The sequence below is a fragment of the Paenibacillus sp. Soil522 genome, assembly GCF_001428245.1.
GTDB lineage: Bacteria > Bacillota > Bacilli > Paenibacillales > Paenibacillaceae > Pristimantibacillus.
On sequence record NZ_LMRV01000049.1, the window covers coordinates 28,182 to 49,394 of the forward strand.

Here is a 21,213-nt window from a genome sequence, read left to right on the forward strand (position 1 = left end):
TTCTAAATTGAATATTCCATTAGCCAAGAATCCCTCAGTTCGCCTTCATGCCATTCATTTTTAGGTAATAACTTTATCTTTTTGAAGCCACATTTTTCATAACATGCTACCGCCCGTGTATTCCAAGTCTGCGGGTCCATTACAATTTTATCTGCTTCCAGTACATGTATTAAATAATCGACCATTGAACTAACTAATAATTTACCAATTCCTTGATTCCAATGACTTGCTTCGCCAATAAATTGATCTGTACCATAGATTTTTTCTTTCATATCTGTATAACCATATTCCTTTTTACCTTCATCATCCAGTGCGTAGAATTGAATATAACCTATTGCTTGAGAATCATATTCTACGATACATCTCGTTTCGTCATCCTGTTGAAGAAAACTCTCTCTTACCATTTCAAAATCATGAGGTCGCACGAGACTATTTGGATGTGAATGCTGCCGTGGAAGCGGATCGGAAAGTACATGGAAAAAAGCTCTAAAACCGCGAGAGGAGGTGAATGAAGACAAGGAAGTGATGAATCTTCCCAATGGTTCAACGAAATCGATCTATGCAGTCTGTTTATGTGAGAGGCCCATGCAATTGCGCATGGGCCTACTCGATTTTGTCGGCTCACTTCTTCTTGAAATTTTATTTTTTAATTTTTTTTTTCGAACCAGCGACTTCGGAGTCTTTGTTATTCCCAGGGCTTGTTTTTTGGGGGGGGTTAATATTTCGGGACATCATCTTATCCTCCTCTTTTTCAATTCAAATTCCATTGTGCCCCTTACTTCATTTAAATATGTAAAGATTACTGGCTTATACGATTATGTGTAAATCGACCGAAGATTGTACGCAAAAGTATCCAAAAAAACTTTTGTACATAAAAGCGTACAAAAAAACTTTTGTACATAAAAATGTCCAGAAAAACCTTTGTACGTAAAAGTGTAAGAAACAAGTAACGCCATGCGTATGTGTAAATGGATGTTTTGTGATAAGCTGAAATAGATGACATCTACCTTAAAAACATCAAATTGCGAGGAGGTTTTTTAATGGGTAGACAATCTTTTATTACTATTGCGCTGGATGTCAAAAATTCAACGAAACAGGAGTCCGTCACCAAAGAACTGCAGGATATTGCGAAGAAATTAAATAAGAAGCTAAAAGTTCAACGATTTGATAAAGATTGCTTAGTTCCATTCACCATTCGAAGAGGAGATGAGCTGATTGCTATATTCTCATCTTTTTCAAAAGGTTATGATGCTTATTTTGAATTGTACACGTTGATTAATACAGCTTCGGAAAACGGACTGAAATTATCAGCATACATTGGACTCGGTTTAGGTTTTATGGATGATTCTGCTGAAACCAATCTTGATAGAATAAATGGTACATCCATAAATAGCGCCTTTCGTGCAAGAGACTACTATTTGAAAAAAAATAAATCGTATTCCAGACAATACAATCAATATAATAAATGGATAAACACATTTGCTTACTCGCTGGATGAGAATGTGCCTTACGAAGTTATTAATCATTTAATAAGCTACATAAATGAAAATTGTGAAAAAAGAACAGAAAAACAAAAGGAAGTCGTTAATCTCATTGAAATCAATCCGGAAATAACGAGTGTTGAGATTGCTGCTATCATTGGCATTACGGAAAATGGTGTCTACAAGATTTTACAGAGATCGAACTACCAATTAGTAAAGGACGCCCAGTTCAGCCTTCGAAAGCTTCTGGATTTTATCCAACAACATTATAGAGGAGAACAAGATGCTTAATTTGTTTGTCGTTATCATTTTTGCATTTTTACTGGTGGAGTATTTTAAATGGCCCGAGTTTGTACGAGCTGTTATTCACCTTGCTGTGATGGTCATATTAATAGCTGCTTACGGCATGTTCAAGCAAATGATAGTTGCGATAACGATAGTTTTTACGGCTCATTACCTATTAAAGTGGTTAAAAAAGCTGCTTGTTTCCAAGAAGACTATACAAGATTATTTCAGCAAAAAAAGAACGGTACTGTTTGTGTTTGAGCTAATTTTAAATATACTCATTATTTATTTTGGCCTTTATTTGTTCGTCGACGGATTTAATACGGACAGTCACCTCGATAACCTGAATAAAATATACAATTTTTTGTTTGGGACAAGCGTTATTTTATCGATTAAGACCAAGATTTTTTGTTTCCTGATCATTATTTTGCTCTCGTCAAAAGTCACTTCTGAGTTTATCGCTCTTATTACCGAAGATTTAATTGAATCAAATTTAAATGTGTCTAAACATAAAGAGAAGGATGATCAAGCAGCAATGGCCGAGCTGGCAGAGGGCCAACAGCTAACTGCCGCCGCAGCTGCGCAAGAGAGTGCTGAGGGGTATTCGAGAAATTTATTTATCCCGCCTTTTCCAAGCTTCCCTTCGGAACGACTGTCTATTAAAAAGCAGGCAAATGTCGAGCAATATATTAAAAGTGAAGTGGATGCGCTTCATAAACTCACGAAAGATGAGTTTAAAGATTTTCATATCGAAAGGACATTAGAGATTACAGAAAAGGCCGATGATGTGATAGAAGTTAAAAATAAAATATCGTACAACACAAGCAGATTTAACGATTCCTCTCCTTTAATCGCTAGTTATATCGGGATATTTGAAAGACTTCTTATATCTGCGTTAGTTGTGAAGGGGGCTTTCACAGGAATTGCTTTTCTGGGTGCGTTGAAAGCGATGGCGCGCTATAAACAATTCGACGAAAAAAGTTACGCCGAGAAATTTTTATTAGGTACATTAATAAGTGCTTTATCAGGGCTAATATGCGGATTATTAATCATGCGGGTATTTGATTTAGACATCATATAAGGAAGAACAAATAGGTACGGGCTCAAGCCGAAACGGCTTGAGTTTTTTTGTGTTTCTTGCAGAAAGAGAAAGTCGAATAGGGTCTTCTGCTGCGCCATACAATGGTTATAAGGAACAAGGCGCCGGATGATTGGATTTCGAAGGGGGGATGACATGAAACAAATCCGGATCGGGGCAGGACAAGGATTTTACGGGGATTCCCTTTTGCCTGCAATCGAGACGGCGAAGAACGGGAATGTCCAATATTTATGCTTCGACAGTCTGGCTGAATTAACGCTGGCTATTCTGCAGAAGGACCGGCAGAGAGACCCTGCCAAGGGCTACGCAAAAGATATTTCCGTTACGATGAAGGAGCTGCTCCCTCTAGTCAAAGAGAAGGGAATTAAAATGTTGACAAATGCGGGGGGGATGAATCCGCTGGGAGCCCAGCAGGAGGTACTGCGTATTGCGGGCGAGCTTGGCATGGCAGGGCTTAAAGTGGCGGTGGTCACTGGCGATGACGTCTTCGGTCAATTAGAGGAATGGAAACAGCTGGGGCTATCGCTTGCCCACATGGAGGATGGAAGAGACATAGCGTCCATTAGCAGTCGCATCGTATTTGCCAACGCCTACCTGGGAGCGGGTCCTGTTGTGGAAGCGCTTCGGCAAGGGGCAGACGTGATCGTGACCGGACGAACAACCGATTCCGCTCTATTTCTAGCTCCGCTCATCTATGAATTTGGCTGGGGAGAGGAGGATTGGAACCGATTGGCGCAAGGCCTATTGATGGGCCATCTCATGGAGTGCTCCGGGCAGGCAGCGGGCGGCAATTTCAGCGGAGACTGGCAAGCTGTTGAACATTTAGACCGTATCGGCTTTCCGGTAGCGGAGGTTTGGGAGGACGGACAATTTATCTTAACAAAGACGGAAGGAACCGGCGGGCTCGTTTCCGTAGAAACCGTAAAGGAGCAGCTGCTGTATGAGATTCACGACCCGGCGGCTTATATAACGCCTGATGTTGTGCTTGACCTGACGGAAGTTCAACTGCAGGAAACAGGCGAGAATCGTGTTCGGGTGACTGGCGCCCTCGGAAGGGAACGCCCCGATACGCTTAAGGTTGTCATGGGCTATACGGACGGATGGCTTGGGCAAGCGATATGGGGATATTCCTGGCCGGATGCATTAGATAAGGCCAGAGCCGCAGACCGGATTATTCGCAGCCAGATGCAGCGGATGAATTTGCAATATGAAGAAATCCATACGGATTACCTCGGCTATAATTCCTTGCACGGACCGCTCGCGAAGGCGCCGGCGGAGGAGCTGAATGAAGTATATTTGCGTATGGCCGTGCGCGCCGGCAGCAGGGAAGAAGCAGCCAAGCTGAGCAGACTGGTTCCCCCGCTTATGCTCAGCGGCCCTCCGGCAATGGGCGGATTTCTAGGTATGCTGAAGCCGCGTGAGCTGCTTGGGATGTGGTCTTGTCTCGTTCCCCGGTCAATCGTTGAAAGCGGAGTTCAAGTGAGCGTATTGGAGGTGTAAGCAATGGCACGGGTACAGCTTCGGCATATTGTGCAGGCGCGATCCGGCGATAAAGGGAACACCGTGAATATCGCTGTTTTTGCGCCAAACGCAGCCCTCTATGAAGTGCTGGTCAGAGAAGTAACCCCTGAACGGGTAAAGGCGCATTTTGACGGACTGGTGGCAGGAGAAGTGAAGCGTTATTTGGTGCCGAAGATGCTGGCGATGAATTTGATATGCAGGGGAGCCTTAAGCGGGGGCGGCTCGGCGACCATGCGAATGGACAATCTCGGAAAATGTTATGCCGCCAACTTCATGCGGATGGAAATCGAAGTCGAGGACAGCGTAAATCTCTCCCAGTCATCATTAGAGAGGTTGTGAGCTTATGCATTTTGAATTAACGGCAGAGCAGTCGATGATCAGAGATTTGATCCGTGATTTCGCGTTATCGGAGATTGCTCCGGGGGCGATTGAAAGAGACCGCACAGGTGCTTTTCCAGCCGAAATATTCGGGAAATTAGCAAAGCTCGGACTCATGGGTCTTCCATTTCCTGAGCAATACGGGGGCGGAGGAGCGGATGCGATAAGCTTTGCCATCGTCGTGGAAGAGTTAAGCCGGGTGTGCGCTTCCACGGGAATTACCTATTCCGCGCATATTTCTTTAGGGGGAGCGCCGCTTGAGCGTTTTGGAACGGAGGAGCAAAAGGTCAACTTTTTGACTCCCTTGTGCCTGGGAGAGTATTTGGGCGCTTTCGGGCTGACAGAGCCGGATGCCGGATCCGATGCGGGCGGAACAAGGACAGCTGCCGTCTTTGACAGGGACCAATGGGTGATAAGCGGAACCAAATGTTTTATTACCAATGCCAGCTATGCTGATAATCTCGTCCTGACCGCCGTAACGGACCGGTCCAAAGGAACGAATGGCATAAGCGCTTTTATCGTGCCGACGGATGCGCCTGGTTTTACCGTGCTGAGTCCGTATGAGAAAATGGGGCTGCACGCTTCGAATACGACCGAGCTTGTACTTGATCGAGTGGCTATACCGAAAGAATACCTGCTGGGCATTGAAGGCAACGGCTATAAACAGTTTCTGGCTGTGCTGGACGGCGGAAGAATAGGAATCGGCGCGATGGCTGTCGGACTTGCGCAGGGCGCATACGAGAAATCTCTCCAATATGCGAAGCAGAGAAAACAATTCGGCAGTTCATTATCTGCCTTTCAGGCGATCCGGTTTAAACTGGCGGATATGGCTATGAATATCGAGGTAGCCCGCAACATGGTCTATAAAGCAGCTTGGCTTAAAGATCAGGGAAAAGCGTTTAAGAAGGAGGCCGCAATGGCCAAGTTGTTCGCTTCCGAGATGTGCATGCGGGTTTGCGATCAGGCGGTTCAGATCCACGGCGGCTACGGCTATATGAGAGAGTATGAGGTGGAGCGCTTCATGCGCGATGCCAAGCTTTTGGAAATAGGGGAGGGAACCTCGGAGATCCAGCGGATGGTGATTGCGGGTCAAATCGGATGTTAAGGAAGCTGATCAAATGCCGCCCGGTATTGGAAAGGGGGGAATGAAGCATGTCCCATGCATTCGAATCGGGGAAGGATAATTTGCAGGAGCGGATCGATGGGATCAAGCAGGGAGGCGCCTCCCGCTATCATGAGAAAAATGCGGAGCAAGGAAAGCTGTTCGTCCGTGACCGGTTGAAGCTGCTGCTCGATTCGGAATTCGAGTTCGAGGATGCGCTCTTCGCCAACTGCAGCCAGAAGGACCTGCCGGCTGACGGGGTCGTAACGGTGATCGGAAAAATACATGGCCAGACCGTTTGCGTGATTGCGAACGATTCGACCGTCAAGGCCGGTTCGTGGGGAGCCCGAACGGTTGAGAAAATCATTCGTATGCAGGAAACCGCCGATAAAATGCGGGTGCCGCTGCTCTATCTCGTCGATTCGGCGGGCGCGCGGATTACAGACCAGGTGGAGATGTATCCGGGGCGGCGCGGCGCGGGGAAAATCTTTTACAATCAGGTGAAGCTGTCGGGAAAAGTCCCTCAGGTTTGTATTCTATTCGGTCCGTCCGCAGCGGGCGGAGCCTATATTCCAGCGTTCTGCGACATTGTCATTATGGTCGAGGGAAATGCATCCATGTATCTCGGCTCCCCGCGGATCGTGGAAATCGTGACAGGGGAGAAAGCGACCTTGGAACAGCTGGGCGGCGCCAAAATGCACTGTTCGGTATCCGGCTGCGGTGATGTCCTCGCTTCCAGTGAAGAAGAAGCGCTTGCGCTTGCGAGAGATTATCTTAGCTTTTTTCCCGCCAATTGCGCGGTAAAGCCTGCTGTACGGGACGCTAAGCCGGCAGTCCGTTTCGAAAAATCGCTGAAAGACATCATTCCGGAGAATCAATATACGGCGTTTGATATGTATGACCTCATAGAACGGATCATCGACGAGGATTCGTTTTTTGAAATAAAGAAGCTGTTCGCCAAAGAGCTGATTACCGGATTAGGACGATTTGCCGGGAGGCCGGTCGGCATCATTGCCAATCAGCCGCGGGTAAAGGGCGGGATCTTATTCCACGACTCTGCCGACAAAGCGGCTAAGTTCATCTGCTTATGCGACGCCTTCCACATTCCGCTGCTATTTCTGGCAGATGTCCCCGGCTTTATGGTCGGCACAAGAGTAGAACAGGCGGGCATTATCCGGCATGGCGCGAAAATGATTACCGCCGTATCGGAAGCGACGGTTCCCAAAATATCCGTTATCGTCCGCAAAGCCTACGGAGCCGGCTTATATGCCATGGCGGGGCCGGCGTTCGAACCCGACTGCTGCCTCGCTCTCCCTACCGCCCAAATTGCCGTGATGGGAGCGGAAGCGGCGGTAAACGCTGTTTATGCGAATAAAATAGCCGAGCTGCCGGAAGCGGAAAGAGCCGGGTTCATAGCAAGCAGGCGTGAAGAATACAATAGAGATATAGACATTTACAGCCTAGCTTCCGAGATGGTCGTCGACGGGATCATCCCCGCGGACTCCTTGCGCAGCGAGTTGATCAAACGGTTTGAAGCCTATTCCCTGAATAGCGCTGCTGCAGCTGCAGAGCGGAAGCATCCCGTTTATCCGGTTTAAACCGGAAGGCTCCGGGGGGCCTATGAGAGACTAAATGCTATTTGTTCTCGCGGAGGTGGGAAGCTTGATCAGACCGGTGCTCTGGGAGCAGCAGGGACATATCGGATATATCCGGCTCAATCGTCCGGAGCATTTGAACGCCTTAAATTACGACATGCTGGTTGCTCTCGGCGAAATCCTGGAAGCGATCGGGCAAAGTCCGCGCGATATCCGCGTAGTGATCATTGGAGGCGAAGGCCGGGCCTTCTGCGCGGGTGCGGATTTAAAGGAGCGCAGAATGCTGAACGAACAGCAGGTCCGGCAAAACCTTAACAAGACCAGAGAGGTGTTCTCCGCGCTTGAGTGGCTGCCGCAGCCTACGATAGCAGCGATAAACGGTTATGCATTCGGAGGAGGAATGGAGCTTGCGTTATGTTGCGACTTCCGTTATTCGCTCCGTGAGGCTCAGATGGGGCTTACGGAGGTCAGTCTTGGTATCATCCCTGGCGCGGGAGGCACGCAGCGATTACCGCGTCTCATTGGAGCGTCCAAGGCGAAGGAGCTTATACTAACTGCCCGGAAATTATCTGCGGAACAGGCGTATGAGCTAGGACTGTTAAACGGCGTCGCAGACGATCATGAGCAGCTTAAGGGGAAATGCGAGGAGCTAGCCGCTGAAATACTCGCCCAAGCTCCGCTTGCCGTCTTTCAAGCAAAGGCTGCGATTGACCGGGGCCTGGATACCGATTTGCAATCGGGGCTGGATTTGGAATTCGAAGCCTATGAAGCGACCCTAACAACCAAAGACCGGCTGGAGGCGCTGGAAGCTTTTCGGGAGAAGCGGGCTCCTCATTTTAGAGGGGAATAGTAAGGTGGCGGAATGGTGTGAGTGGGGAATGGAGGAGCATTGGGAGCTGACGCTGCTAGACAAGCGGCGTCAGCTTATTTCGTTTTCGTCGTTGCCTTCGTACAATAACAAAGCTTGATAGGTTGAGCTTAGAACGGAGGTATCGATTCCTAAAGCGCGTCCTTTATGCACCAAATAGCCGCAAAGCGATTCGATCTCCATCTTTTTCCCCTGTTCTCTGTGCTGCAGCATCGATGTTTTATGATGTCTTGCCGATTCAGCTATAATAAAAAAACGATCGATGAGCTCTTGTCTGATAGGGATGCCCAAAGCCGTCCCGATCTTCACGGCTTCCGCCAACGACCGTTCAGCGGTTTTTCTCAGTTTCTCATTGTCTAAAATTTCGCCGACCGTTACGCTATTTAAAGCGGATATGGGGTTGAAAACGGCATTAATAATCAGTTTGTTCCACTTTTCTTCAAGGATGCACATGGATATTTGACACTCAAGTCCGGCTTGTTGAAATAAATGAACGATCATTTCAGCTTGTTCCTTTCCGGCTTCTTCAGCTAAGGAACCAATCATAAAGGATTGCAATTGTTGTTGACGAATGACGCCGGGTGCTTCTAAGGAGACGTTAAGATAGGCTGCGCCTGAGAACACCCTCGCTTTCCCGAACCATTCGGTAAGCATTTCTTCGTTATCCACGCCGTTCTGCAGAGTGAGTATCATGGAATCGGCCTTCAACAAGGGAAGGAGCTTCTCAGCTGTTGCTCTGGTATCGGTAGAACTAACCGTAAACAGAATGAGATCAGCCTGATTTAAATCCTGAACATCATTCGTGAAATGCCCATCCACACGAAAAGAGCCGGAATCGCAATGAATAAGAAGTCCTTGTTCCTTCATCGCATCCAAATGTTTTCCTCTAGCCACAAAAATGACGTCATGCCCGGCTCTTTTCAACATCGCCCCACAGTATCCGCCGACTGCACCCGCTCCAATAACACCGATGATCATCTTCCTTCTCCCCCCTGTAAAGGTATAACAGCCCATATGACAAGATATGAGCCTAAAATCGTTTTGACACTTTATTTTCCAGGGGAGTTAATCATACTTAGCACAACATCATATGACGTGAGGAGATTGGGATATGCCCGTGCGCATATTCAAGATGTCTCGCAGCGGTTTGCCTATCGAAGGATAAGCGCCGGCGGCACACTGCTCCGCGATGGGCATATGTTGTGGTATCTCAATTTTTAGAAAGGATAGGATATCATGAAGTCCATTTACGGAAGTTATACCGAGTGTGAAACGATTCCGATTTACTATCCGCCTCAGTATCAGCCCCAGCAGCCCGGTATCGAATCCATTATGATTCCAAGACCCGTTTCCGAAAACCCCGCATATGTCGGAAACGGAAAGCTGCGCGATAAAGTTGCGATTATAACGGGCGGAGACAGTGGAATCGGAAGAGCTGCAGCGTACGCGTTCGCCAAAGAAGGGGCGGACATCGTCGTCGTCTATTTCAATGAACACGGGGATGCCCAGGAGACGTTGACAAGGATCAATCAGTTGGGCCGAAGTTGCCTCACGCTCGCCGGAGATATCGGAGATGAATCGTTTTGCGGGCATGTGGTGGAAATGACGATCCGTACTTTCGGCCGAATCGACTGCTTGGTCAACAACGCGGGGGTGCAGTTTTATCAGGAGAGCATCGAAAGCATTACGCGCGAACAGCTGGAACGGACCTTTCGAACGAATATTTTTGCGATGTTCTTTCTTACCAAAGCGGCCCTCCCTTACTTAAAACCGGGAAGTACGATCATCAATACCTCTTCCGAAACCGCAAATGTCGGATTTAAAGGGTTGATCGACTATTCAGCGTCCAAAGGCGCGATTAACACCTTTACGCGTTCCTTGAGCATGTCGCTGATCGACCGCGGAATCCGTGTAAATGCAGTTGCTCCTGGAAGAACGTGGACGCCTCTTCAACCGGCATCGATGCCTCCGAAGCTTTATATGTCGGCCGGTTTTGATCAACCGATGAAACGGGACAGCCAACCGTGGGAGATTGCACCCGCATACGTCTACCTGGCATCCGACGATTCCACTTATGTGTTGGGGCAGGTGATTCATGTGAATGGGGGGGGGTATTTCGGTCAATAACCGTTTTCAGGGCTCCCGCCAACAAATCGGATTTCGTACGCTAAGGGATGGCCCGGCAAAGCATCTGAAAAAAAGGTTCCGTGAAAGATCCTCGGGGCCTTTATTTGTGTTCAGATTTAGTCCAGAGAGCATACCGTAACGCAGAGCAAATTTAAAGAAATCTGATAGAATCGAATAATGTTGCAATAGATAGAGCGTTTTTATTTTGATAAAGTTTATTCTGAAAATACGCGAATGATGGGAGGCCGCAGGAGTAGTGAGCAAACTAATAATTGGGGGAGTACAGTTGAATTTCCGAAAAGAGCGATATTTTGGAAAAACCTTTATGCGCATTTTGTCTATCGTTGTTTCCATCTGCCTTCTGGCAACGTTCCTTCCTATACCGACGGAAGTATCCGCAGCGGAAACGACAGATCAATCGATGTTTACAGATTATCAACCGACGATTTATGAAGTCATTGACGAAAGCGGATTCAAACATCCCGGCATCGGGCTGACGAAGAATATTCTTGAAAATATAAGGACACAGGTTAGGGAGCAAAAAGAACCTTGGAAAACTTATTTTAATCAAATGCTATTATCTTCGGCCGCTGCGAAGAACGTCACGTCCAGCAATCAGAGCAGTGCGGATCCGACGAAACCAGCCAGTAATGCGTTTAACAGCCAAAGCTTTGATTCAAGATTTATAGCCGATGGTTTGAAGGCATATACCCAGGCAATTTTGTACTACATAACCGGTGATGAAGTTTATCGGGCTAATGCCATGCATATTATTCGCATTTGGTCTCAGATGGACCCCGCAAAATACGCGTATTTTCCCGATGCGCACATTCACACGGGAATCCCTCTCAACCGAATGGTTACCGCTGCTGAAATCTTAAGGTACACGAGCACTCAAACGCCAGAACTGCAGTGGACGGATAAAGATACAGCCGATTTCACGAACAACTTGATCAATCCGGTCATCGAAACCTTCCAACATACGAATTACCGCTTTATGAACCAGCATCTTTATCCGCTGCTGGGAGCCGTGTCGGGTTATATTTTTACCGGCAACAGAGACAGGTATAATGAAGGAGTCGAGTGGTTTACCGTTAACAAGACGGCTGTAGATCAGGGCCAAAATGGCGCTATCAAGGCACTGTTCAGATTGGTAGATACCAATGTAATGACAGGGGAGCAGGTAGATCCCCCGGTAGTTCAGCATGTCGAAATGGGCCGGGACCAAGCGCATGGCGCCGGAGACGTAACCAACGCGGAAATTTTATCGCGTTTATTGCTTGCCCAGGGAACAAAAGTTGACCCGGTAGAGGGCATGGTTTCCACAGCGCCGAATGCTGTAGGCCCTTACGAATTTTTGGATAACCGCATTTTGAAAGCTGCCGACTTTTTTGCCCGGTTCATGATTGGTTATGATACGCCATGGATTCCTGTCGCGGCACATACGGATGCGAGTGGAAATCCGACCATCATTTACAAGGAACTATCAGAACAATACAGAGGAAGAATTGGCGGTAACGTTTATGACCTGTACTATTACTATAAGTATAAGGCAGGAGTAAACATGGAGGAAGAAGCTCCATACTTTACCGAGATGTTTGCGGATAGACTGCCTTTTTATTGGGAGTCGCCGGACGGAGGAGCGGATTATTGGCTTTATATCCCTAAAGAAGCCGAGGCCGAGGGTGCTCAAAATCTTCCGAAACCCGTAACAAATACGAATCTGAGAGAAATTGAAAATCGATACACCAGGTTTGACAGTAATTCGACGACAATGCAAGAAGGAGATACTTCTTTCGTCAGGATCACGGCAACAGAAGAGGGAAGTAAAATTGCGCTTGTTGCTTCCGGCACCGGCGAGAAAACCATTGGGTTCAAGATTCGGACCAATGGGGTAGCCAAACTGGAAATGAGCTATAGTATTAACGATACGTTGACGCTGCCGGATACGAAGGGGCAGTGGCGATATGTGACCTATAAGATGAATGATCTTCAGGGGTTGGGTGATCTCGCTTATTTAACAGTAAAAGGAGCCGGCACTACGGTCGACATTGATCACATTAATGTAAGCGCAGGATCGCAGCTGACGCCGCCGGCGTTCCATGCAGGGAATGCGGCATTAAAGTTGTTTGCCTATGTCGGTTCTGAGGCAGCGGCTAACCTCGATTTTTCGGCAGTAGACGCGAGTGCAACCGATGTCGTTACGTATCAGATTGACAATAAACCCGAGGGTGCCGTGTTCAATGAGAGCACCGGCGCATTTTCCTGGACGCCGGCACAAGCCGGAACCTACTCCTTTGTAGTGGGGGCGTCGGATGGAACAACGGTTACAGCGAAGGAAGTTACGGTTGTAGTTACGAATGACCGGCAATCCGCAGTAGACGCTACAATTGCTCTATATAATCCAAATACAAGTTATATTTCGTCAAGTCTTGATTATTATAAAATCGTGTATGCAGACGTAATGAATCAAATCTCAAGCGCGTCCGATGAAGTTTTCTTTCAGCTATTAGCTGACTTGAACAGTGCGGTTAAGAGTCTAAAAGAACTGACACCGTTATTAAAAGACGGAAGCATAGATTATCGGGGTATGTTTGCCAGTTCAACCTTTGGAACACAATACATCAGCCTTATGGATAATTATGCAGGCAGCTTTGCAGGATATTATTTGGCTCAGAATTTGAGTTATATTATGGATTTTGGATCTAGCTTTAAAGTTTCGGCCAACGCCTTCGAGCTTCAGGTAAGAGCGAGCTTTCCTGAACGTATCGGCGGTACTGCCCTTTTCGGATCCAATGATCGAATAAATTGGACCCGGTTAACTCCCGGCCTGACAACGGTTTCGGAAGACATGCAAAGACTTGGGGTGCAAGACAGTCTCCAAAATGAGCAATTCCGCTACCTGAAAATTCAAATGATTGAGCCGTCGAGCACCATGCTTGAAATGGCTGAGTTCAGAATCTTTGGAGAGCGTCATGAGACGGTAGCCCAAATTCCGGGCACGATTGCCGAGGCGCTGGCGGAAGCAGCGAAGCTGCCTGCCGAAGATTATACGAAACAAAGCTATTACCTGTTCCAGAAAGAATTGGAATATGTGAAGAACGCTGTCGGCAATCCCGATTATAGCGAGCAAGAGCTGATTAACGAAACTTTTGATGCCCGTAAATTGTTGGTACCATACACGACGTCGCTATACTCGTTCGAAGGAAACCCAAAGAATACGTTCGGATTTTCTTCGTCCACCGACGGAACCGTCTTTGGAACCGCAGCCTACTCAGCAGGAAAGGTAGGGCAAGCGCTCTCTTTAAACGGCACGGATAGCTACGTTATGCTGCCGGCGACGCAGCCTATGTCCGCTTACAACGAGATCACCCTCGGGGCTTGGGTGAATTGGAATGGTAGCAGCCAGTGGCAGCGGATCTTCGACTTTGGCAACAACACCAGTCAGTACATGTTCCTTACGCCGAGATCGGGCAGTAATAAGCTGCAATTCGTGATCAGGAACGGCAGCAGCGAAAAAGCTGTAGAAACTGCACAATTGCCGGCCAATCAATGGGTGCATGTGGCGGTAACGCTGGGCAACGGCACGGCGAAGCTATATGTGGACGGCATACTTAAGGCAACGACGAGCGGTGTAACGATCAAACCGAGCGATATCCAGCCCGGCATGAACTTCATCGGAAAGAGCCAGTTTCCCGATCCGCTGTTTAAAGGCATGATCGATGAATTCCGCGTCTACAATCGCGTCTTAAGCGATGCCGAGATTGGGGCCGTGTATAACCAGACAGGGTATGGGTCTGACAAGAGCTTGCTCACGTACTTGCTGGATCAAGTTGCTGCTGCAGGCAACGCCGGCATCTATACAGCTGACAGCTTGCAAACCTTGCAGGAGGCTATCCCTGCGGCGCAAGCTGTAGCCTCCGACACTGGCGCAAACCAGGATCAAGTAGACGGCGCAGTCGACAGCTTGCAGGCGGCCTACGAAGGTCTGGTCTATCTGCCGGGCGTGCCGGCGATCGCTCCTGTTATGGACAAAACCGTGATAGCGGGCAATCAGATCGCCTTCAAGCTTCATCAGTTGAATTCCGTTGCCGGCACCGTATTCAGTGTCAGCGGACTGCCGCAAGGAGCGGTTTTCGATGCGGATAAGCGGACCGTCGTATGGACACCGGATAAAACGCAAGGAGGAGTCTATACCGTAACCTTAAAAGCTGCAGCGGACGGAGGGGCCACTTCCCGTACCGTCAAGCTCACCGTAAAAGGTCAACCGGTCATCGCCCCTAATGAAACTGTGGAGCTTGCGTCAAGACAAGCTTTTACGTATCAGGTGAAAGCAACGGATAGGGCGGGTGCGACGCTGAGTTACAGTGCTGCCAAGCTGCCTTCGGGCGCTGCGCTCGACCCGGTCACGGGCGTCTTCACATGGTCTCCGGCTCATGCAAATTACGGCGACAACTTTATCACCTTTATCGTGAGCAACGGCTTGTACAAGGTCAGTCAAACGGTTAATTTTAAGGTCAATCTCGGCGTTTTGATGCCGGACGGCTATACCAAGGGCAGCTACTACCTGTATCAGAAGGAATTCGAGCGAATCCAAGCTGCGCTCGCTTTGCCGGGTGCCGATAAAGCTGCGCTTGTCACGCAGCTCACTCAAGCTGAAGCGGCGCTGGTGGCAACAAGCACGCTCCCTGCCGAAAAAATCGCTCTAACGCAATCGATGGTTGTCGCCTCCCACAGGTCCTGGGATAAAAATTACAACGCCGCACAGAACGGGTGGTTTGCGTTCGACGGCAATACGGGCACCTATACCGATAACGAATTCAATCCCAGTTGGATTCTTGTCGATTTGGGAGAGGGCAACGAACAAGCGGTCGGAAGCTTCAAGCTATATCCGAGAACGAATTTTCCAGCCCGGATGAACGGAGCGATCGTTCAGGGCTCGAAAGACGGAACAAACTTCGTCGATCTGTATACCATCAGCGGCATTACCGGGAACCAATGGTATACGTTCACGATAAGCGACCCGGCGGCTTACCGTTATATTCGCTTGTATTCCGCAAGCGGTAACGGCAACGTGGCAGAGCTCGAGTTCTACAAGAAGCCGATCGACAAGACCTTGATTACGGTTTTGCTGGATAAAGCTGCAGCGGTAGACGCCGAACTCTACAAAGAGGAGAGCGTACAAGCGCTTCAGGCGGAAGTATCGAACGCTCAATTGGTGTACAACAATGCAGGTGCAGCGCAAGATGAGATCGATGCGGCGGCTGCAAGTCTGCTTGCGGCGCTCGAAGGGCTGCAGTGGAAAGATATCACCGCATCTCTGGATCCTGAGGTGCCAAGCGGCAAGAACGGATGGTATACGTCTCCGGTCACGGTAACGCTGTCACCTGCGAAAATCGCGGAATACAGCCTGGACGGCGGAGTCACCTGGTCAGTCTACGGCGCGTCTATCACCCTGGATCAAGAGGGAACGAATAAGGTTCTGTACCGCCGTTCCGTCGAACCGGGAGAGGCGAAAACGCTGGAGATTAAAATCGACCGTACCGCACCCGTGGTTCAGATAACGGGAGCGGCGTCGTACACGATCGACCAAACGGTGAGCATTACATGCAGCGCGACCGATGTCGTCTCGAGCGTATACGGCGCGCCATGTGCCGCACCGCTGGTTCAAGTGAAGGCGTACACGCTGCCTTCGGGTCAGAATACGGTATCTGTTACGGCAGAGGATATAGCGGGCCATCAATCGACGGTAACCCATACGTTTACGGTGTCGGTCACATTTGACAGCTTGAAGACCGTAACGAACGCCTTCCTGAAGGCAACGGGCGCTAAATCGTGGGAAACGGTAGCCGTCTCGTACAATCAGAAGCTCGATCAGGCCAAAGCTGCAGCTGCGAACGGCAAAATAGATGCGGCGAAAAGCTTGATGGCCGACTATATCAAGCAGGTAACGGATCAAACCGGAACCGGCAAATATTTCACGAAGGAACAAGCGGATATTCTAATCCGATGGGCTAAAATCGTAATCTAACTGAATTTTTTATGAGAGGAAGGTATTTTGCCTTCCTCTCGCTATCAATTCATCCTCCGTTTCAAAGATATACCGCCTCTATAAGTTATAGCCTGCGCGCTATAACCTATAGAGGCGTTTTTATGTTTATTGAATCGATGTTGCTCGAAAAACGAGAAGCCCCATTCGAACGATGGCCGTTATGTCTTTGAACCGCCGATTTCTTCCAACAGTCAATCGACATGAATAAATGAATTCCTCATTCCTCCAGCAGCAGCCGTTCCTATCCAATCACTTTAACGGACAGAAAAAAATTTTTTTTTTTACAAATGTAGATTTAATTAGATTTCTGTAGATTCCCCGTATGATAAGACCATGATAAATGAAAGCGCTTTAAAAATTAGAAAGGCGGTGGTATCATGAAAAAATTCGGATTGGCTTTTCAAGTCTTGATCGGCCTCGTGATGGGGATTATCGTGGGGGCTGTGTTTTACGGCAATCCCGCGATAGAAAGCTATTTGAAACCTTTAGGAGACATTTTCATCCGTTTGATTAAAATGATCGTCGTTCCGATCGTCATTTCTTCGCTTATTGTCGGAGTGGCGGGTGTTGGGGATATCAAGAAGCTCGGCAAGCTGGGCGGAAAAACGATTCTTTATTTTGAAATCGTGACGACGATCGCCATTATTTTCGGCCTTCTGATCGCGAATATTTTTCAACCTGGCGCCGGGGTCAATATGGATGGGCTGGCCAAGTCGGATATCGGGAAGTACGTTGAAACGTCCGAACAGGTCGCGAGCCACAGCTTCGTCGATACGTTCGTCAATATCGTTCCAAGGAATATTTTCGAATCGCTCGTTGCGGGCGATATGCTGGCCATCATTTTCTTCTCGGTATTCATAGGACTCGGTATTGCCGCCGTCGGCGAGAAAGGGAAGCCGGTGCTGTCGTTTTTCCAAGGCCTGTCCGAAGCGATGTTCTGGGTGACGAACCAAATCATGAAATTCGCTCCGGTTGGCGTATTCGGGCTTATCGGTTTGACCGTATCCAAATTCGGCATCGCCTCGTTGCTTCCGCTCGGGAAATTGGTCATCTCCGTGTACGTCGGCATGTTCCTGTTTGTCGTTGTCGTGCTCGGAGCGATCGCGAGGTTGTGCGGCACCCGCCTGATGGTGATCGTCCGCATTTTAAAGGACGAGCTCGTGCTGGCGTACTCGACGGCAAGCTCCGAGACGGCACTGCCCAAGCTGATCGAAAAAATGGAAAAGTTCGGCGTGCCCAAGGGGATCGCTTCGTTCGTCATACCGACGGGATATTCGTTTAATTTGGACGGTTCCACGCTGTATCAGGCCATTGCCGCATTGTTTATCGCACAGATGTACGGGATTCATATATCGATCGGCGATCAAGTGATGCTGATGCTTGTCCTGATGCTCACGTCGAAAGGCATTGCCGGTGTGCCGGGGGCTTCGTTCGTCGTGCTGCTGGCCACGCTCGGAACTGTCGGACTTCCGCTGGAAGGGCTTGCGATTATTGCCGGTATTGACCGGATTCTCGATATGGCCCGGACGGCAGTAAACGTCATCGGCAATTCCATCGCGGCGGTGGTTATGGCGAAGTGGGAAGGGCAGTACGATCGGAGTAAGGGGCATCAATATTTAGAGTCGATCGAAAAGGCGGCTTAAAACCATATAAGGGGGACTTTAGTATGACAACTATACAGCTGCGGTTGGAAAAAGATTTTCTCGGCTCCAAGGAAGTGCCCGCCGATGTCTATTACGGCATTCAAACCATGCGCGCAGTCGAAAATTTTCCGATCACCGGTTACCGCATTCATGAAGAACTGATCCGCTCGATCGCGGCCGTTAAACTTGCGGCTGCCGAGGCGAATATGGAGATCAAACGCCTGAATCCGAAAATCGGGCATGCGATCGTTCAAGCGGCCCGTGAAATGATGGACGGCAGGTGGCATGACCAAATGATCGTCGATCCGATCCAGGGTGGAGCGGGCACGTCGATGAACATGAACGCCAACGAGGTGATCGCGAACCGGGCGATCGAGATTCTGGGTGGGGTCAAGGGCGACTATTCCATCGTCAGTCCCAATAACCACGTCAATATGGCCCAGTCGACCAACGACGCTTTTCCGACGGCGATTCATATTGCGACGCTCTCTTTGATCGAGAAGCTGACCGTGACGATGGAGGAGCTGCTGGCCGCATTTCGCAAAAAAGCCGAGCAGTTCGACGGTATTATCAAAATGGGACGGACTCATCTGCAGGATGGCGTGCCGATCCGTCTGGGGCAGGAGTTTGAGGCCTACAGCCGGGTGCTGGAACGTGATATCAAGCGGATCAGGCAAACCCGCGAACATTTATACGAGGTGAACATGGGTGCAACGGCCGTCGGCACCGGCCTCAACGCAGATCCCCGCTACATAAAGCGGGTGGTTGAGCGGCTCGCCGAAATCACCGGGGTTCCGCTGGTCAATGCCGGCCATCTGGTTGACGCCACGCAAAATACGGATGCCTACACCGAGGTATCCGCAAATTTGAAGGTTTGCATGATCAACATGTCCAAGGTTGCGAACGATTTGCGCCTGCTCGCTTCCGGACCGCGCGCCGGGTTCGGGGAGCTGCATTTGCCTGCACGCCAGCCCGGTTCCTCCATCATGCCGGGCAAGGTGAATCCGGTTATGGCGGAGGTCGTCAATCAGGTCGCATTCCAGGTCATCGGCAACGACCATACGATTTGTCTGGCTTCCGAAGCGGGGCAGCTTGAGCTGAACGTCATGGAGCCTGTGCTCGTGTTTAATTTGCTGCAGTCGCTCAGCATGATGAATCAGGTGTTCAAAGTATTCCGCGTGCACTGCCTGGAAGGGATCGAAGCGAACGAAGAGCGCTGCAGGGAGTATGTGGAGAAAAGCGTCGGCGTCATCACTGCGCTGAACCCGCATCTGGGCTATGAAGTCGTGTCCCGAATCGCGCGCGAAGCGATTACGACGGGGCGTTCGGTGCGGGAGCTGTGCTTGCTTTATAACGTGTTAACGGAAGAGGAGCTTCGGATCATTCTCGATCCCTATGAAATGACGAATCCGGGTATAGCGGGAGCGGAACTGCTGGAAAGAGATTAGGAGTCTGAAGCCAATCGCTTCACAAAAGGAGAGAAGAACATGTCAGTAACAAGTGCTGCCGGAACGTATATGATTTTTCGGCTTCAGATAGATAAAGAATTCACCTCGCTCGGCGATATCGCCGCCGCGATTGAGAAGACGGGCGGAGACATCGTGGGAATCGATGTGATTTCGTCCGGGCGCACGAGCACCGTCGATATTACTGTAAATGTACTTGATCAAACGCACAGCCGGTCGATCGTCGATTCGCTTGAGCGGCTGAGAGGGGTCAAAGTAATCAACGTATCGGACCGGACGTTCCTCGTCCATCTGGGCGGGAAAATCGAGATCGCCTCGAAAATTCCGGTGAAAAACCGCGACGACCTGTCGCGCGTGTATACCCCCGGTGTCGCCAATGTGTGTATGGCGATCGCCGAACAGCCGAATAAAGCGTACTCGCTCACGATTAAGAGAAATATGATCGCCGTCGTGTCCGACGGAACGGCCGTTCTCGGGCTCGGCGACATCGGACCGATGGCGGCCATGCCCGTGATGGAAGGAAAGGCGATGCTTTTCAAAGAGTTCGCCGGCGTGGACGCGTTTCCGATTTGCCTGGACACGAAAGACCCGGACGAAATCGTCCGCATCGTAAAGGCGATCGCCCCGGCTTTCGGAGGCATCAACCTGGAGGACATTTCGTCACCGCGCTGCTTCGAAATCGAGGAACGGTTGAAGCGTGAGCTCGACATTCCGGTTTTTCATGACGACCAGCATGGAACGGCTGTGGTGCTGCTGGCCGGGTTGTTGAATGCTTTGAAAATAACCGGCAAGCAAATGTCGGATATCAAGGTCGTTGTGAACGGCATCGGCGCGGCGGGCATTGCTTGCTCCAAGATGCTGCTGGCCGCCGGCGTCCGCAATCTGATCGGAGTCGACCGCGACGGGGCGATCCGTCGGAATGCCCACTACGACAATCCCCATTGGGCGGCGTTTGCCGAGATGACGAATCCGCATCTGGAGGCGGGCGGTTTGTCCGACGTTATCCGGAACGCGGACGTGTTTATCGGCGTATCGGCTCCGAACATTTTGAAGGTGGAAGACATCCGGTCCATGGCGAAGGACCCGATCGTCTTCGCGATGGCCAATCCGATTCCGGAGATCGATCCGGAGCTGGCCAAGCCTTACGTCAGGGTGATGGCAACCGGGCGATCAGACAAACCGAATCAGATCAATAATGTGCTGTGCTTCCCGGGCATTTTCCGCGGCGCTTTGGACTGCAGGGCGAGCGAAATCAATGAAGGGATGAAGCTTGCCGCCGCGCAGGCGATCGCATCCGTTGTAACCGATGAAGAATTGAACGAAACGTATATCATCCCAAGCGTATTCAATCAGAAGGTCGTCGAAAAGGTAAGAGAGGCGGTTGTCGAAGCGGCTTACCGTACTGGGGTTGCCCGCAGAACCGCAAGAGATGCCAATAAGGAGTGACGCAGTCAGCCGGCCATGAGTGGCCGGTTTTTTGACATATATAGAATATTTCGGGCTAAAGGCGAACAGAACGAAAAAAAACGCTCTTGTCCTAAATAGACAGGGGCGCTTAGCTTATTCAAACCGCAGGCAGGAAACGGGCTTGGAAGG

At 49.6% G+C, this 21,213-nt stretch carries 14 protein-coding genes; 12 read left to right on the forward strand and 2 right to left on the reverse strand.

Annotated features, from left to right (window positions below):
- Positions 1 to 2: 2 nt before the first annotated feature.
- Positions 3 to 518 (reverse strand): GNAT family N-acetyltransferase, encoded by a 516-nt coding sequence (locus ASG81_RS16435; protein ID WP_235548901.1) that lies wholly within the window; start codon positions 516 to 518, stop codon positions 3 to 5.
- Between the two features lie 522 nt (positions 519 to 1,040).
- On the opposite strand from ASG81_RS16435, the gene ASG81_RS16440 reads away from it, so the two are divergent.
- The 7 genes from ASG81_RS16440 to ASG81_RS16470 all read left to right on the forward strand — a co-directional run bounded on the left by ASG81_RS16440 (position 1,041) and on the right by ASG81_RS16470 (position 8,311).
- Complete coding sequence (locus tag ASG81_RS16440) at positions 1,041 to 1,772, forward strand: sigma-70 family RNA polymerase sigma factor (RefSeq protein WP_056636378.1); 732 nt, start codon at positions 1,041 to 1,043, stop codon at positions 1,770 to 1,772.
- Positions 1,765 to 2,847 (forward strand): hypothetical protein, encoded by a 1,083-nt coding sequence (locus ASG81_RS16445; RefSeq protein WP_056636380.1) that lies wholly within the window; start codon positions 1,765 to 1,767, stop codon positions 2,845 to 2,847. The genes ASG81_RS16440 and ASG81_RS16445 overlap by 8 nt, the downstream gene beginning before the upstream one ends.
- Before the next feature lie 153 nt (positions 2,848 to 3,000).
- Complete coding sequence (locus ASG81_RS16450) at positions 3,001 to 4,365, forward strand: acyclic terpene utilization AtuA family protein (RefSeq protein WP_056636382.1); 1,365 nt, start codon at positions 3,001 to 3,003, stop codon at positions 4,363 to 4,365.
- Between the two features lie 3 nt (positions 4,366 to 4,368).
- Complete coding sequence (locus ASG81_RS16455; RefSeq protein WP_056636384.1) at positions 4,369 to 4,725, forward strand: AtuA-related protein; 357 nt, start codon at positions 4,369 to 4,371, stop codon at positions 4,723 to 4,725.
- Positions 4,726 to 4,729: 4 nt separating this feature from the next.
- Complete coding sequence (locus ASG81_RS16460; protein ID WP_056636386.1) at positions 4,730 to 5,869, forward strand: acyl-CoA dehydrogenase family protein; 1,140 nt, start codon at positions 4,730 to 4,732, stop codon at positions 5,867 to 5,869.
- A 47-nt stretch (positions 5,870 to 5,916) separates the two neighbouring features.
- Positions 5,917 to 7,464, forward strand: coding sequence for an acyl-CoA carboxylase subunit beta (locus ASG81_RS16465; protein ID WP_056636387.1), 1,548 nt, complete (start codon positions 5,917 to 5,919; stop codon positions 7,462 to 7,464).
- Between the two features lie 34 nt (positions 7,465 to 7,498).
- Positions 7,499 to 8,311 carry an enoyl-CoA hydratase-related protein gene (locus tag ASG81_RS16470; RefSeq protein WP_056636389.1) on the forward strand — a complete coding sequence of 271 codons (813 nt, stop codon included), beginning with the start codon at positions 7,499 to 7,501 and terminating at the stop codon, positions 8,309 to 8,311.
- Positions 8,312 to 8,380: 69 nt separating this feature from the next.
- Here the strand turns inward: ASG81_RS16470 and ASG81_RS16475 are convergent, their stop codons facing one another.
- Positions 8,381 to 9,307, reverse strand: a complete 927-nt coding sequence (locus ASG81_RS16475; protein WP_056636391.1) for a ketopantoate reductase family protein — start codon at positions 9,305 to 9,307, stop codon at positions 8,381 to 8,383.
- A 258-nt stretch (positions 9,308 to 9,565) separates the two neighbouring features.
- Between ASG81_RS16475 and ASG81_RS16480 the strand changes: the two genes are divergently transcribed.
- The 5 genes from ASG81_RS16480 to ASG81_RS16500 all read left to right on the forward strand — a co-directional run bounded on the left by ASG81_RS16480 (position 9,566) and on the right by ASG81_RS16500 (position 21,063).
- Complete coding sequence (locus ASG81_RS16480) at positions 9,566 to 10,456, forward strand: SDR family oxidoreductase (protein ID WP_056636393.1); 891 nt, start codon at positions 9,566 to 9,568, stop codon at positions 10,454 to 10,456.
- 256 nt (positions 10,457 to 10,712) lie between these two features.
- Positions 10,713 to 16,487: a LamG-like jellyroll fold domain-containing protein gene (locus ASG81_RS16485; RefSeq protein ID WP_155971602.1), complete on the forward strand. Its 5,775-nt coding sequence runs from the start codon at positions 10,713 to 10,715 to the stop codon at positions 16,485 to 16,487.
- Positions 16,488 to 16,885: 398 nt separating this feature from the next.
- A complete protein-coding gene (locus tag ASG81_RS16490) occupies positions 16,886 to 18,151 on the forward strand; it encodes a cation:dicarboxylate symporter family transporter (protein WP_056636397.1) in 1,266 nt (421 codons plus the stop codon).
- A gap of 23 nt (positions 18,152 to 18,174) precedes the next feature.
- Complete coding sequence (gene aspA / locus ASG81_RS16495; RefSeq protein WP_056636398.1) at positions 18,175 to 19,599, forward strand: aspartate ammonia-lyase; 1,425 nt, start codon at positions 18,175 to 18,177, stop codon at positions 19,597 to 19,599.
- 69 nt (positions 19,600 to 19,668) lie between these two features.
- Entirely contained in the window at positions 19,669 to 21,063 is a 1,395-nt protein-coding gene (locus tag ASG81_RS16500) for an NAD-dependent malic enzyme (RefSeq protein ID WP_442952894.1), read from the forward strand.
- Positions 21,064 to 21,213 lie beyond the last annotated feature (150 nt).

Coding starts and splice junctions, on each gene's coding strand:
- ASG81_RS16440 (WP_056636378.1), top strand. CDS start 1,041: ATGGGTAGACAATCTTTTATTACTATTGCGCTGGATGTCAAAAATTCA.
- ASG81_RS16445 (WP_056636380.1), top strand. CDS start 1,765: ATGCTTAATTTGTTTGTCGTTATCATTTTTGCATTTTTACTGGTGGAG.
- ASG81_RS16450 (WP_056636382.1), top strand. CDS start 3,001: ATGAAACAAATCCGGATCGGGGCAGGACAAGGATTTTACGGGGATTCC.
- ASG81_RS16455 (WP_056636384.1), top strand. CDS start 4,369: ATGGCACGGGTACAGCTTCGGCATATTGTGCAGGCGCGATCCGGCGAT.
- ASG81_RS16460 (WP_056636386.1), top strand. CDS start 4,730: ATGCATTTTGAATTAACGGCAGAGCAGTCGATGATCAGAGATTTGATC.
- ASG81_RS16465 (WP_056636387.1), top strand. CDS start 5,917: ATGTCCCATGCATTCGAATCGGGGAAGGATAATTTGCAGGAGCGGATC.
- ASG81_RS16470 (WP_056636389.1), top strand. CDS start 7,499: ATGCTATTTGTTCTCGCGGAGGTGGGAAGCTTGATCAGACCGGTGCTC.
- ASG81_RS16475 (WP_056636391.1), bottom strand. CDS start 9,307: ATGATCATCGGTGTTATTGGAGCGGGTGCAGTCGGCGGATACTGTGGG.
- ASG81_RS16480 (WP_056636393.1), top strand. CDS start 9,566: ATGAAGTCCATTTACGGAAGTTATACCGAGTGTGAAACGATTCCGATT.
- ASG81_RS16490 (WP_056636397.1), top strand. CDS start 16,886: ATGAAAAAATTCGGATTGGCTTTTCAAGTCTTGATCGGCCTCGTGATG.
- aspA (WP_056636398.1), top strand. CDS start 18,175: ATGACAACTATACAGCTGCGGTTGGAAAAAGATTTTCTCGGCTCCAAG.
- ASG81_RS16500 (WP_442952894.1), top strand. CDS start 19,669: ATGATTTTTCGGCTTCAGATAGATAAAGAATTCACCTCGCTCGGCGAT.